The sequence below is a fragment of the Mycobacterium marinum genome (assembly GCF_003391395.1).
Taxonomy (GTDB): Bacteria; Actinomycetota; Actinomycetes; order Mycobacteriales; family Mycobacteriaceae; genus Mycobacterium; species Mycobacterium marinum.
In genome coordinates this window covers 2,091,632-2,105,292 of record NZ_CP024190.1, presented here as the reverse complement: position 1 = coordinate 2,105,292, position 13,661 = coordinate 2,091,632, and the positions used below count along the sequence as shown (strand labels likewise).

The 13,661-nt window shown below is 70.0% G+C and carries 9 protein-coding genes; 3 read left to right on the top strand and 6 right to left on the bottom strand.

The annotated features are described in order from the left end of the window. Nucleotides 1–3: 3 nt before the first annotated feature. Entirely contained in the window at nucleotides 4–1,212 is a 1,209-nt protein-coding gene (gene dxr, locus CCUG20998_RS08785) for a 1-deoxy-D-xylulose-5-phosphate reductoisomerase (protein WP_020728283.1), read from the bottom strand. Nucleotides 1,213–1,305: 93 nt separating this feature from the next. Between dxr and CCUG20998_RS08780 the strand changes: the two genes are divergently transcribed. The 3 genes from CCUG20998_RS08780 (at nucleotide 1,306) to CCUG20998_RS08770 (ending at nucleotide 4,151) form a co-directional block, all read left to right on the top strand. Further along, the gene (locus tag CCUG20998_RS08780) at nucleotides 1,306–3,051 is read left to right on the top strand and encodes a cytochrome c biogenesis protein DipZ (RefSeq protein WP_036455790.1); all 1,746 of its coding nucleotides are present in this window, start codon (nucleotides 1,306–1,308) and stop codon (nucleotides 3,049–3,051) included. An 87-nt stretch (nucleotides 3,052–3,138) separates the two neighbouring features. Beyond that, nucleotides 3,139–3,732 (top strand): fasciclin domain-containing protein, encoded by a 594-nt coding sequence (locus tag CCUG20998_RS08775; RefSeq protein ID WP_012393632.1) that lies wholly within the window; start codon nucleotides 3,139–3,141, stop codon nucleotides 3,730–3,732. 164 nt (nucleotides 3,733–3,896) lie between these two features. Beyond that, the gene (locus CCUG20998_RS08770; protein ID WP_020728281.1) at nucleotides 3,897–4,151 is read left to right on the top strand and encodes a DUF2631 domain-containing protein; all 255 of its coding nucleotides are present in this window, start codon (nucleotides 3,897–3,899) and stop codon (nucleotides 4,149–4,151) included. 30 nt (nucleotides 4,152–4,181) lie between these two features. Here CCUG20998_RS08770 and CCUG20998_RS08765 read toward each other — a convergent pair whose 3' ends face one another. From CCUG20998_RS08765 to CCUG20998_RS08745, 5 genes are all read right to left on the bottom strand, one after another. Further along, nucleotides 4,182–5,054 carry a cytochrome c biogenesis CcdA family protein gene (locus CCUG20998_RS08765; protein WP_020728280.1) on the bottom strand — a complete coding sequence of 291 codons (873 nt, stop codon included), beginning with the start codon at nucleotides 5,052–5,054 and terminating at the stop codon, nucleotides 4,182–4,184. A 13-nt stretch (nucleotides 5,055–5,067) separates the two neighbouring features. After that, nucleotides 5,068–5,589, bottom strand: a complete 522-nt coding sequence (gene dsbE / locus CCUG20998_RS08760; protein ID WP_036455408.1) for a disulfide bond-forming protein DsbE — start codon at nucleotides 5,587–5,589, stop codon at nucleotides 5,068–5,070. Between the two features lie 247 nt (nucleotides 5,590–5,836). Beyond that, complete coding sequence (gene rlmN, locus CCUG20998_RS08755) at nucleotides 5,837–6,931, bottom strand: dual-specificity RNA methyltransferase RlmN (RefSeq protein ID WP_020728278.1); 1,095 nt, start codon at nucleotides 6,929–6,931, stop codon at nucleotides 5,837–5,839. Nucleotides 6,932–7,040: 109 nt separating this feature from the next. Beyond that, nucleotides 7,041–12,353, bottom strand: coding sequence for a PE family protein (locus CCUG20998_RS08750; RefSeq protein WP_116269161.1), 5,313 nt, complete (start codon nucleotides 12,351–12,353; stop codon nucleotides 7,041–7,043). A gap of 366 nt (nucleotides 12,354–12,719) precedes the next feature. Further along, nucleotides 12,720–13,634: a phosphatidate cytidylyltransferase gene (locus tag CCUG20998_RS08745; RefSeq protein WP_020728276.1), complete on the bottom strand. Its 915-nt coding sequence runs from the start codon at nucleotides 13,632–13,634 to the stop codon at nucleotides 12,720–12,722. Nucleotides 13,635–13,661: the final 27 nt, after the last annotated feature.

Here is a 13,661-nt window from a genome sequence, read left to right as displayed (position 1 = left end):
TTCTCAAGCCAGTCCGGAGACCTTCTCGCATGCGCCGGCCGGGCTTGCTTTGGCGATCGCACGCTGTGCCCGCTGCCGCGCCCAACGCTGCGCGTCAAGTACGTCATCCACGTTAGCGGGTGAAACGGCCCATTGGTCGGCAGCGTGCAGCACGTCGGCGACTGTTCCCACGATGGCGGGGAAACTGATCCGGCCGGCGAGGAAGGCCGCTGCCGCTTCTTCGTTAGCCGCGTTGTACACCGCGGTCATGCACCCGCCGGTCTCGCCAGCATGGCGAGCCAGCTCGACGGCGGGAAACACCTCGTCATCCAGCGGCTCGAACTCCCACGTCTGAGCCTGACTGAAATCGCAATAACGGGCCGCACCCGGCACCCGGCGCGGCCAGCCCAACGCCAGGGAGATCGGCAATTTCATGTCTGGGGGGCTGGCCTGGGCGATGGTCGAACCGTCGACGAAGGTGACCATGGAATGCACGATCGACTGCGGATGCACGACGACCTCGATGCGCTCGTACGGGATGCCGAACAATAGGTGGGTTTCGATGAGCTCGAGTCCCTTGTTGACCAGTGAGGCCGAGTTCAGCGTATTCATCGGGCCCATTGACCAGGTCGGATGGGCACCGGCCTGCTCCGGGGTGACCTCTCGAAGGTCGGCCGCCGACCACCCCCGAAACGGCCCACCCGAGGCGGTCAACACTAGTTTGGCGACTTCGTCGGGGGTGCCTGCGCGCAAGCACTGAGCCAGCGCGGAATGCTCGGAGTCGACCGGCACGATCTGACCGGGTTGCGCGGCCTGCAATACCAGTGGACCGCCGGCAACCAGCGATTCCTTGTTGGCCAAGGCCAGCCTGGACCCGGATGCCAGCGCGGCCAGCGTCGGCCGCAGGCCCAATGCGCCGACGAGCGCGTTGAGGACGACGTCGGCCTCGGTCTCCTCCACCAGCCGGGTGACAGCGTCGGGCCCCTGGTACGCAATGTCGCCGGCCAGTTGCGCCGCCCGCTCGTCGGCGATCGCAATCTCCGTTACGCCGGTCTCGGCGCGCTGTCGCAGCAGCGTGTCCAGATTGCTGCCCCCGGCAGCCAGCCCGACGACCTCGAAACGGTCCGGATTGGCGGCGATGACTTCCAGCGCCTGGGTGCCGATCGAACCCGTGCTGCCCAGCACTAGCACGCGCAAGCGGCCGTCGGCGGACCCGTCGGTGGCAGTAGTCACTCCATCATTGTGCCCCGACCGACCCCAATGCGGCCCGGCCAGCCCGCCGCTTCGACTAGCCATCCAGGACCTCCGCAGTTTCGAATAGTGAACATGGTCACGCTTGCACTCGTCGGCTTCGTCGGAGGTCTGATCACCGGGATCTCGCCGTGCATCCTGCCGGTGCTGCCGGTGGTCTTCTTCTCCGGCGCCCATGGCGGCGCCACGGTGGCCACCACACAGACGGGGGTTAGTACGCCGGACCCGAAGGCCGCGCGTGTCCAGACACGCCCCTATCGGGTGATCGCCGGCCTGGTGCTCAGCTTCTGCCTGGTGACCCTGACGGGTTCGGCGCTGCTGTCGTTGCTGCATCTGCGCCAGGACACCATCCGCTGGGTCGCGCTGGCCGCGCTGGTGGCGATCGGCTCGGGCTTGATCTTTCCGCGACTCGAACAGTGGCTACAGCGGCCGTTTGCCCGCATCCCGCACAACTCGATCAGTGCTGGCGGCACCGGTTTCGGGCTCGGGTTGGCGCTGGGCGTGCTCTATGTCCCCTGCGCCGGCCCGGTGCTCACCGCTATCATCCTGGCCGGCGCCACCTCGAGAATCGGGCTCAACACCGTCGCGCTCACCTGCGCATTCGCCCTCGGAACCGCCTTGCCATTGCTGTTCTTCGCCCTGGCCGGGCGCGAGACGGCAGGGCGGGTGAGCGCGTTTCGTCGCCGCCAGCGCGAGATCCGGATTGGGGCCGGAGTCGTGACGATTCTGCTGGCAGTGGCCCTGGTGCTCAATCTGCCCGCGACTCTGCAGCGGGCCATCCCCGACTACACCAGTGCGCTACAGGGCCTACCGGAGCAGGTGGGCGGCCCCAACCAGATCGGCACCAACCTGGGCGGCATCGGCGGTCTTGTGACTGACCAAAACGCGCAGCTCTCCAACTGCACCAACGGCGCCGCGCAACCGCAAGACTGTGGCACCGCACCCGACATCACGGGAATCAGCGGCTGGCTCAACACCCCTGAGCACCAACCGATCCGGTTGAGTACGCTGCGAGGCCGCGTGGTGCTGGTCGACTTCTGGGCGTATTCATGCATCAACTGCCAACGCGCCATCCCCCACGTCGTCGGCTGGTACCGGGCCTACAAAGACAGCGGCCTGGAAGTGATCGGCGTGCACACACCCGAGTACGCGTTCGAAAAGGTGCCGGAAAATGTTGCGGCCGGCGCCGCGGATCTGAACATCACCTACCCGATCGCGCTGGACAACAACTATTCGACCTGGACGAACTACCGCAACGCGTACTGGCCCGCCGAGTATCTGATCGATGCCAGTGGCACCGTTCGGCACATCAAGTTCGGCGAGGGTGACTACGACGGCACGGAGAACCTGATCAGACGGCTACTCACCGACGCCAATCCGGGCGCCAAACTGCCGGCACCGGTGGACGCCGCCGACACCACACCCGCGCTGAGCCTGACCCCCGAGACATATTTCGGCGTTGGCAAAGCGGTCAACTTCGCCGGCAGCGGCTACGACCAGGGTTCGGCGACGTTCAGCTACCCGCTCGCGCTGCCCCCAGACACCTTCGCCCTGCAAGGCCCCTGGTCCCTGGACCACCAGCGGGCCACGGCCGACGGCGACGACTGCCGCATCAAGCTGAACTACCTCGCCAAGAACGTCTATCTGGTGGTCGGTGGCACCGGAACCCTCACCGTGACCGGAGCCGGCAAGTCGACGACGCTGCGGATCGGCGGGGCACCCACCTCGCATCAAATCGTCGCCGGCGACCAAGTGCAGCGAACCACGATAGAAGTGCATCCCAGCAAAGGATTGCAGGTGTATTCATTCACCTACGGATGAATTATTTTTCCCACAACACCGATCCAAAACCGCTGCGGCTCCGAATAACAGTCAGAGATCCACCCGACAACAAAGGAGCCATAGGCAATGAAGTTCCACAACCCAGCAATTGCAGCAACCGGTCTCGCGGCAGCCGCTGCGGTAGGCCTGGTGGTGGCCACCGCTCCGAGCGCGATGGCCAGCCCGCCAGACACGCTGGTCGGCCCCGGATGCAGTGCCTACGCACAGCAAGTGCCGACCGGGCCGGGGTCGGTAGCCGGCATGGCGGCCGAACCGGTCGCGGTGGCGGCGTCGAACAACCCGATGCTCACCACGCTGACCTCGGCGTTGTCCGGCAAGCTCAACCCGCAGGTGAACCTGGTCGACACCCTCAACGGCGGCCAATTCACGGTCTTCGCCCCGACCGATGCCGCGTTCGGCAAGATCGACGCCGCAACGATCGATTCGTTGAAAACCGATGCGCCGCTGCTGAAAAAGATCCTCACCTATCACGTGGTCCCCGGGCAGTTGAGTCCGTCGCAGGTGGTCGGCACCCACAGCACCGTCGAGGGCGCCTCGCTGACCGTCACCGGTTCTGGCAATGACCTACAGGTCGGTGACGCGGCCGTGGTCTGCGGCGGAGTGCAAACCGCCAACGCCGTGGTGTACATGATCGACACCGTGCTGATGCCGCCCAGCTAGCCAGCTAGGCATCACCGGCAGCGGCGACGCATTTCGCTACGGCGATTCCTCCGGACGGGTAGCACAAAGGTGATGACCCCGGTCTGCGCTTCGGGCAGATGTGCCAGAATGATCGGGTTCGATTCGAAGACGTGCAGTAGCCAATCCCATCCGGAGGAATCGCTGTGGCCAGTACTGAGGTGGAGCCTTTCACCGGCGTCGATATCGCCGAGGTGCCGTCCGCACGCTGGGGATGGAGCCGGATCAATTACCGCACCTGGCACATCACCGGAGCGTGCGCCTTTTTGTTTCTGCTGGCGATGCTGCGCGGCAACCACGTCGGCCATGTCGAAGACTGGTTCCTCATCGGGTTCGCTGTACTGACGTTGGCCGTCCTGGTTCGTGACCTGTGGGGCCGCCGGCGCGGCTGGCTCCGATAGCGGTTTCCCGACCAACTCGGCGCGCGCCGCTTAGCGACGGGCCCGCCGATACCAACTGACGCTGAACGCACCGGCCACCAGCAACGTCAGCGCCACCACCCACGGCCAGATACCGTGCTGGTGGACCCAGCCGGCCAACTCACCTTGGATGCGGCCAGCCGCACCGATCACCCGATCTTGGGGATCGACCAGTAGACCAGAGGTCAACCGCACCTCGTAGTAGCCGTAGTAGCCGACGTAGAGCCCAACTACCACCAGCAACCCACCGCTGATCCGGTTGACCAGCGGCAGCACCCGCCGCAACCGGTCGGCCAGTGCCGAGCTGGCGGTCGCCGCGGCAATGGCGAGTGCGCCGACCACCATGGTCAGGCCCGCGATGTAGGCCAGGTAGATTGCCACCGCGCCCAGGATTGAACCGCCCCGCAGGCCCGCCCCGGTTACCGCGAGAAACGGGCCGATGGTGCAGGACAGCGAGGCGACGGCATAGCTGACGCCGTAGCCGTACATGGAGCCCAAGCGGGCCGTTGGCGCCCATCGCGGACCAAACCCGCTGGGGGTCAGCGCGGCCAACTCACGCCCCGACAGCAGCCAGACCCCAAGGCCGACAAGCAGCACACCGATCAGCACGGTCAGGTAGGGCAGGTATCGCTGCACCGTGGAAGCTGCCGAGATGGTCAAAGCGCCAAAGGCACCGAAGACCGTAAGGAAACCGAGCGCCATCCCCATGGTGGCGGCGATGGCTCGGCCAACCGCGCCGATCGGAGAGGCAGCCTCCCCCGACGCGCCGCCATGCTGCCCGCGCACCACCAACAGCAGGTATGCGGGCAGCATCGCGAATCCGCATGGGTTTAGCGCGGCCACCGATCCGGCGGCGAAGGCCAGCGCGACCAGGGCCGAATTCATCGGGGTCGGGGAATCAGGACGTCAGCGCGGCGACACGGTCGGCCAGTTCCTGCTGGGACATGGCCGAGGTGGGGTTGTTGACGAACGTCGAGGAACCGTCGGCCCGATAGAACACCCAGGCCGGCTGCCAGGGCACGTTGTAGCGCGCCCAGATCGCGCCGTCGGCGTCGTTGATGTTGGTGAAGTTCAGCCCGTATTTGGCGACGAAGCCCTGCATCGCACCCACGTCCGAATGCGCGGCGATGCCGACGAATGTGACCCCCGGGTTGGCGGCCGCCACCTGGCTGGCGGCGGGGCCCTCGGCGTTGCAGAACGGGCACCACGGCGTCCAGAACCACAACACCGCCGGCTTACCCTGCAGACTGGCCCCGTTGAAGGGCGCGCCGCCCAGCGTCGTCGCGGTGAAATCGAGACGATCATCGGCGGCGCGGGCGCGCGGGGCGGCGATCAGGCCGAGGGTCAGGACAAGCGCGACCATGCTGGCCATCAGGACCGCGGCAAACCAACGATTGCGGGGCGTAGGGCGAACAGTCATAGCAGACCTCACTTACTGGTGTTTGCCTTGATGACGTAATACCCACTGACGCGGTTCATCGCACCCGCTGCAGCTACCCGCCTTCGGCGGCCAGCTGTCCGCAGGCCCAGCCCCAATCGCCCACGCTCCAGCTACCCGCCTTCGGCGGCCAGCTGTCCGCAGGCCCAGCCCCAATCGCCCACGCTCCAGCTACCCGCCTTCGGCGGCCAGCTGTCCGCAGGCCCAGCCCCAATCGCCCACGCTCCAGCTACCCGCCTTCGGCGGCCAGCTGTCCGCAGGCGGCGCTGATCTCGCGGCCACGAGTATCCCGGACGGTGCACGAAACCCCCTGTGCACGAACGCGTTTGACAAACTCCCGCTCCACCGGCTTGGGACTCGCATCCCAATCGCTGCCCGGCGTCGGGTTGAGCGGGATCAGGTTGACATGGACCAGCGGCCCCAGCGCGCGATGCAGTCGTTTGCCCAGCAGATCAGCCCGCCAGGGTTGATCATTGACCTCACGGATCAGCGCATACTCGACGGACACCCGACGACCGGTCGCCTCAGCGTAGTAGTGGGCGGCTTCGAGGGCTTCGCTGATCTTCCACCTGTTGTTGACCGGCACCAACGTGTCGCGCAATTCGTCGTCGGGCGCATGCAATGACAGCGCCAGCGTGACGCCGATGCGTTCATCGGCAAGCTTGCGGATCGCGGGCGCCAGACCCACGGTCGACACCGTCACCGATCGGGCCGAAATGCCAAAGCCCATCGGCGGCGGTTCGGTGATGCGACGTACCGCCGCCAGCACCCGGGCGTAATTGGCCAGCGGCTCCCCCATGCCCATGAACACGACATTCGACAGCCGATCACCGAACTCATCGCGCAACGCCGCGGCCGCGGCCCGTACCTGTTCGAGGATCTCTGCCGTCGACAGATTGCGGGTCAGGCCTCCCTGGCCGGTCGCGCAGAAAGGACACGCCATCCCACAGCCTGCCTGCGAGGAGATGCACACCGTGTTGCGCTGCGGGTAGCGCATGAGCACCGATTCGAGGGTGACGCCATCGGTGGCGCGCCATAGCGTCTTTCGCGTCTGGCCCGCATCACAGGTGACCTCTCGCGCCGCCGTCAGCAGGTTCGGGAACATCGTTTCGGCGATCTGCTCACGCACCGCCGCTGGCAGGTCGGTCATCTGACGGGGATCGGCGATCAGCCGACCGTAGTACTGGTGTGCCAGCTGCTTGGCCCTAAATGGCGGCAGGCCGAGCGCGGCCACTGCCGACGCGCGGCCCTCCGCGTCGAAATCGGCAAGGTGCCGCGGCGGCTTCCCGCGACGCGGCTCCTCAAACATCAACTCTTGGGCCATGTGCTCCAGTTTGACATCCGTCCCGCGGCCGCAGCCGGGATTGCGAACCAACCGCGGCTTTCTGCTCCCCCATCGTGGTTCGACCGGCACACGGCCCACCGCGCGGGGGTCAGGGGCTTGCGGGGGCGCCGCCGGTCCCGCCGGCGCCGGGCGGACCGGCGTAGCCGGGTGGAGGAGGTTGGCCTGGGCCACCGTTGTAGCCGGGAATGCGTTGTCCGTCAATGGTGCTGGTGCCGCCTCGGCCGCCGGCACCGCCGTAGCCCCCCGTAGCGCCGTTACCAGTGCCGCCGGTGCCACCGTCCCCGCCGTAGCCGCCGACCCCGGCGGTGCCGAGGCCGCCGATACCGCCGATCCCACCGGTGCCGGAGGTGCCGGCAAAGGTGCTTCTACCGCCGGTCCCGCCTCGGCCGCCGTCGCCGCCGGTGACCCCGGCGCCACCGATCCCGCCGGTCCCGCCGTCGCCGCTGGCAGCGGCATAGTTATTGGCATCCGCGGCACCGGCCGTGCCTCCGGTCCCGCCGGCGCCACCGACCCCGCCGGTGCCGTAGGTGCTGGAGCCGCCAACACCACCGGTGCCGCCGACCCCGCCGCGCCCGGAGGAGGTAAAGACGACGTTGTGATCGAGGGTGCCGCCGGCGCCACCGGCACCACCAGTCCCGCCATTGCCAGCGACGCCGCCGACTGTGTTGGAGTAGCCGCCTTCGCCGCCGTCGCCACCGGCGCCACCAACGCCGGGGTCCACTTGCAGGATTGCAGCGGTTTGCCCGACCTCGCCGGCGGCGCCGCCATTCCCACCGCTGCCACCGTCGCCGCTGTTGGTACGACCGGCGCCACCGATGCCACCGGTACCACCGCGGCCCCCGTTGCCGGCCGCTGTGCTGCCGGCCGCCCCGTTACCTCCGTTACCGCCGCTGCCCCCGTCGCCGCCGATCAGACCATCGCCGCCGCCACCGCCTCGGCCGCCGCCGCCACCGGCGCCACCGCTGGCCGCGGTATTCGTACTGAACCCCGTGCCCCCGTTGCCGCCATTGCCACCGGCCCCGCCGACTCCGCCGGTGCCGTTGGTGCCACCGGAGCCGCCGGTCCCGCCATTACCGCCAGTACCACCGCCACCGCCGCTCGGGCCGAATAAGCCTCCGGCACCGTCGATGCCGTGACCGCCGTCGCCGCCGGCACCGCCTCTTCCGCCGGTCACGGAGCCGACGCCACCGTCGCCGCCGTTACCACCGTGGCCTCCGTATCGGGGTGTACCAGATTGGCCGCCATTGCCGCCGTCGCCGCCGCTGCCACCGACACCGCCGACAGAACCGTAACCACCGGCACCGCCGTTACCTCCGTGGCCGCCGTCGCCGGTCGCGGTGCGGCCACCGAGTCCGTCTCCCCCGCTGCCGCCGGTGCCACCGATCCCTCGAATGCCGGCGGCGCCTCCGGCGGCTCTGGTGCCGTCGCCGTTGAGGCCGCCGGTGCCGCCGCTGCCGCCGAAGCCGCCGTCTCCACCGGCACCACCATCTCCTCCAGCCCGCTGGTTGTACCCGGCTTTGCCGTCACCGCCTTCGCCGCCGTGCCCTCCGGTGCCTCCTTGGCCGCCGTCGCCTCCTCGGCCGCCGGCGCCGTCGTGGAATCCGGTTGCGTGGGCCTTTCCGCCGTTGCCGCCGTCGCCGCCGGCGCCGCCAGCAGACCCGAGACCGCCCGTACCGCCGTTCAGGCCGTTTGCGTCCACCTGCGACTCACCGTGCGCGCCCAGACCACCCGTGCCGCCGGTGCCCCCCGTCCCGCCGTCCCCACCGTTGCCGCCGAGGACTCCTCCGGCACCTCCCACGCCTCCAGCACCGCCATGCCCACCGGGACCACCGCCATCGCCGCTCAGGCTTTGGCTTCCGTCGCCGCCGGTCCCGCCGTCGCCGCCGTTACCGCCGTTGCCGTAGGCCCCGCCGTTGCCGCCCCGCCCACCGGCTCCGCCGAAATCGCCCGGTGGGTCAGAGAGGGTGCCGGCGCTACCGCTGCCGCCGTCGCCGCCGTCGCCGCCGTCGCCGCCGCTGGTGGGGCTGTACCCGCCTAGTCCACTCAATCCGTTGGTCGAGCCGGCACCGCCTTTACCGCCAGCACCGCCGACACCCGGGTCACCGCCATTGCCGCCGTCGCCGCCGGCGCCACCGGTTGTCGCGGCTCCGTTTCCGCCCCGGCCGCCGTCGCCGGCCAGCCCGCCGGCGCCACCGGCGCCACCGGACCCACCCGCACCGCGGGTGCCATCGGCGTAGCCGGCCGCTTGTGCGTGACCGGCTGCTCCTCCGTCGCCCCCGGCACCGCCGTCGCCGCCGGTGCCGCCGTGGCCACCGTCACCACCGCGGCCACCGTGGTAGGTGCCGTTATCCCCGGCGGCACCGGCCGCGCCGGACCCGCCGGCACCACCATCACCGCCGGACCCGCCGGCACCGCCGTCGCCCCCGTCACCGGCCAGGGCCCCACCGTTGCCACCGGCCCCGCCCGCGCCGCCCACACTGCCGGCCCCGCCGTCGGTGCCTGAGCCCCCCGGAGCAATCGCGGTCAACCCGCGTTCTCCATTGACGCCGTCACCGCCGTCGCCGCCGTGCCCGCCGTTGCCGTAGAGCCCGCCGTTACCGCCGGCACCGCCGACCCCGCCCGCGATATCGACCGCGCCGTTGCCGCCACCACCGCCGGCACCGCCGTTGCCGCCGTTGGTCGGGCTATGCCCGCCAAGGCCGGTGAGTCCGGTGGTCGAGCCGACACCGCCTCTACCGCCGACCCCGCCGGCGCCGGTGTTACCGCCGTGGCCGCCGTCCCCGCCGGCCCCACCGAATCCGACCGCGCCGTCTCCACCGCGGCCGCCGTCGCCGGCGAGCCCGCCGGACCCGCCGGCACCACCGTTGCCGCCGGCGCCGCGGGTGCCGTCGGCGTAGCCGGCGGCTTGTGCCTGTCCACCGGCCCCGCCGTCACCTCCGGTACCACCGGCCCCACCGTCCGCGCCGGATCCGCCGTCACCGCCACGGCCACCGGTGGGATCCGCGGCGCTGCCCTGATCCCCGGAGCTACCAGTCGCGCCGGACCCGCCGAAACCACCATCACCGCCGGCCCCGCCGGCACCACCATCACCGCCGTGACCAGCCAGGGTTCCGCCCAGCCCGCCGGACCCGCCAGCACCACCAGCGCTGCCAGCCCCACCGTTGGTACCCGAGCCCCCCGGTGTGGTCGCGGTCAAACCCTGCGATCCGGTGACACCGTCGCCACCGGCACCGCCGTCACCGCCATCGCCATACGTTCCGCCGTCACCACCGGCCCCGCCGGTCCCACCGGCGATATCGATCGCACCCCTGCCTCCCTCACCGCCGGCACCGCCGTTGCCGCCGCTGGTCGGGGTTGCTCCGGAAAGGCCGTGCAGTCCGGTGCTCCCGCCGTTACCACCGGCACCGCCGGACCCGCCAGGACCGGAGTCGCCGCCGTGGCCACCGTCGCCGCCATCGCCGCCCAATCCGACCGCGCCGTCACCACCGCGGCCGCCGTCGCCCGCCAGCCCGCCGGCCCCGCCAGTCCCGCCGGATCCGCCGGCGCCGCGAACGCCGTCGGCGTAGCCGGCCGCTTGTGCGTCACCACCGGTCCCACCGTTACCGCCGGCCCCGCCGGCCCCGCCCCCGGCGCCGGACCCGCCGTCGCCACCACGACCACCGTCGGGGTCTGCCACGGTGCCGTCCTCCCCGACAGCACCGGCCGCGCCGGACCCGCCGGCCCCACCGTCGCCGCCGGTGCCACCGGCTCCGCCGTCGCCCCCGTGGCCGGCCAGGGCACCGCCCAGGCCGCCGGTCCCGCCATCACCACCGGCGCCACCGTCGTGGCCGGCGGTGCCCGAGTCGCCCGCAGTGATCGCGGTCAAGCCCCGCGATCCGGCGATCCCGTTGCCGCCAGCCCCGCCCGCACCACCATTGCCGTAGAGACCGCCGTTGCCGCCAGCCCCGCCGGTTCCGCCCAGCACCGCGCTGTCCGCCCCGCGGCCTCCGCTACCGCCATTACCGCTCAGTGGGCGGGCACCTTCGCTGCCATGAGCGCCCGCGATCGAGCCGGCCCCGCCGGCGCCGCCAGCACCACCCACACCGGGGGTGCCGCCATCACCGCCGGCACCACCGGTACCGCTGCCACCACCGGCAAACGTGCCCGTGGCCCCGGCACCACCATCACCGGCCAGCCCACCGGCCCCACCGGCACCGCCGGCCCCGCCGGCACCCTGGCCGCCGAACAAACTGATCAACCCGCCCGCACCCCCGGCGCCGCCGGTCCCCCCGGCCCCGCCGGTACCGCCATCACCGCCATCTCCGCCGTCACTGCCCAACACCAGCCCGTCCGCGCCGCCACCACCGGCACCGCCGACACCCCCGACACCGCCAGCACCCCCGTCGCCGCCGGCACCGGCCAGCCAGCCGCCCCGCCCCCCAACGCCCCCATCACCGGCACGGCCGCCATCACCACCGGTCTGGCCCGCACCCCCGGTGCTACCGCCATCACCGGCACCACCGCCACCCCCGGCCCCACCGTGGCCGATCAGCCCCGCCGCACCACCAGCCCCGCCGGTACCGCCGACACCACCACCGCCGACCTCACCACCCACCCCACCGGCACCACCAGCCCCGCCGCCGCCATAAACCAACCCGCCCTGCCCACCACCACCACCAGCACCGCCATCTAGACCCATGCCCTGCCCACCAGCACCGCCGGCCCCGCCCGCACCCCACAACCACGCCCGACCCGCCCCACCACCAACACCACCACTAACCGCACCCACCCCACCGGCACCACCATCCCCGCCGGCACCCCACAACCAGCCACCATTGCCGCCCACCCCACCCGCACCGCCAGCCCCCGAGCCGCCGCTGAGCCCGCCCGCACCACCGGCCCCGCCTCGCCCGATCAACCCCGCCGAACCACCCGCCCCACCGTTTTGACCCACCCCGCCCGAACCCCCATTACCCCCGTTACCCCACAACAAGCCCCCCGCCCCACCGGCTTGACCGGTCCCGGCCGCCCCATCAGCGCCATCACCGATCAACGGCCGCCCCCACAACGCCACCGCCGGCCCGTTCACCGCCCCCCACACGCCCTGCTCAATCACCCCTAGCGGCGACAACGTCCCCACCGCGGCCGCCTCAGCCCCCGCATACGCCCCCGCCCCGGCCCCCAACGCCCGCGCGAACCGTTGCTCAAACTCCGCCCACTGCCCACACACCGCCTGATACTCGCGACCAAACCCCCCAAACAACGCCGCAATCGCCACCGACACCTCATCACCGGCAGCCGCCGTCACCGACGTCGTCGCCCCCGCCGCCGCCGCATTAGCCGCACCCACCACCGACCCAATCCCGGCCACATCGGTTGCCGCGGCCGCCACCCACTCCGGAACCACACTCACAAACGACACAACACCCACCGCCCATCCACCCAAAGGCCAACAAAGTTCGACCCGGACCCAACCGGTCCAAACACGCTATAACCGCAGGTCAACGAAGTATCTGCAGAAAAACGAGATCGTCAAAAGTTGAGTAGCCGTCACGACACGCCAGGCTCGCGGCAATCTCACCGCGACTACGCCAACTGCGGCTCCGGTTACCGACAGCGACTCGTTGCATCTCACAATTGAGAAATGCAAATCCGGCCGAGATGAGTTCTATGGCGGATGGAACGCATTTGGAGGGCATGGATCTACCGGAGATGCGTTACGCCTCGAGCAGCTGCCGCATCTTCTCCGAGCCGAACCCGGCTGTCACATCGGGGCTGACTGACTCTGTCAGGTCAACAGTGACATCACGATCCAGGCCGCTACCGCTGACGGCAGAACGCCGTCGAGCCGATCCATCAAACCTCCGTGGCCGGGTAGCAGCCGCCCCATGTCTTTGATGCCGAGGTCACGCTTGACCTGCGACTCCACCAGGTCACCCAGCGTGGTGGTGAGCACGAACAGCACCCCGAGCAGCGCACCCACCCAGGGGGGTTCATGCGCCAGAAATGTCGCCGTGATAGTCGTTGCGACGATCCCGCAAAACAGCGAACCGGCAAAACCTTCCCAGGACTTCTTGGGGCTGATTGTAGGGACCATCGGGTGCTTACCGAAAAGCACACCCACGGTGTATCCCCCGACATCGGACGCGATGATCGCGATCATCACGCAGAACACCCATCCGGTGCCGTTGGGTGGGTAGACCAGCATCGCGGCGAAGGAACCGAATAGCACAACCCAAACGGCCAGAAAAACGGTGGTCGAGGTATCGCGCAAATAGGTTCCCGACGCGGGCACCCCGTCGCTGCCAGCACCGTCGTGCGGCCGGTTGTCCTGCATGAACAGCCGCCAGAACATGCAAACCACGATCGTGGCCCCGAACCCGGCCAGCACACCGCGAACGCCGTATGGCCAGCTCAGCCAGACGGTTAGCTGTCCACCGATCAGCAGCGGAACAACCGGAATCAGATACCCGGCTTCACGTAGCCGCCGCACCACCTCGTGGGTAGCGACGACCATCGCAAACGCGCAGATCGCGACCCACCCGCGCGGCGCGAACACCAACGTTGCAACCAGGAACAAACCAATGCTGAGGCCCACTGCGATGGCCGCGGGCAGGTCGCGCCCAGCTCGTGATGCCTTTTTTGGCGGCTCTTGCACCGGCTCGTCGGCCGGGGTGCCGGTGGTGGCGTCGGTGTTGGCCACGGACCTAAACGGGCTTAGCTGCTGAGA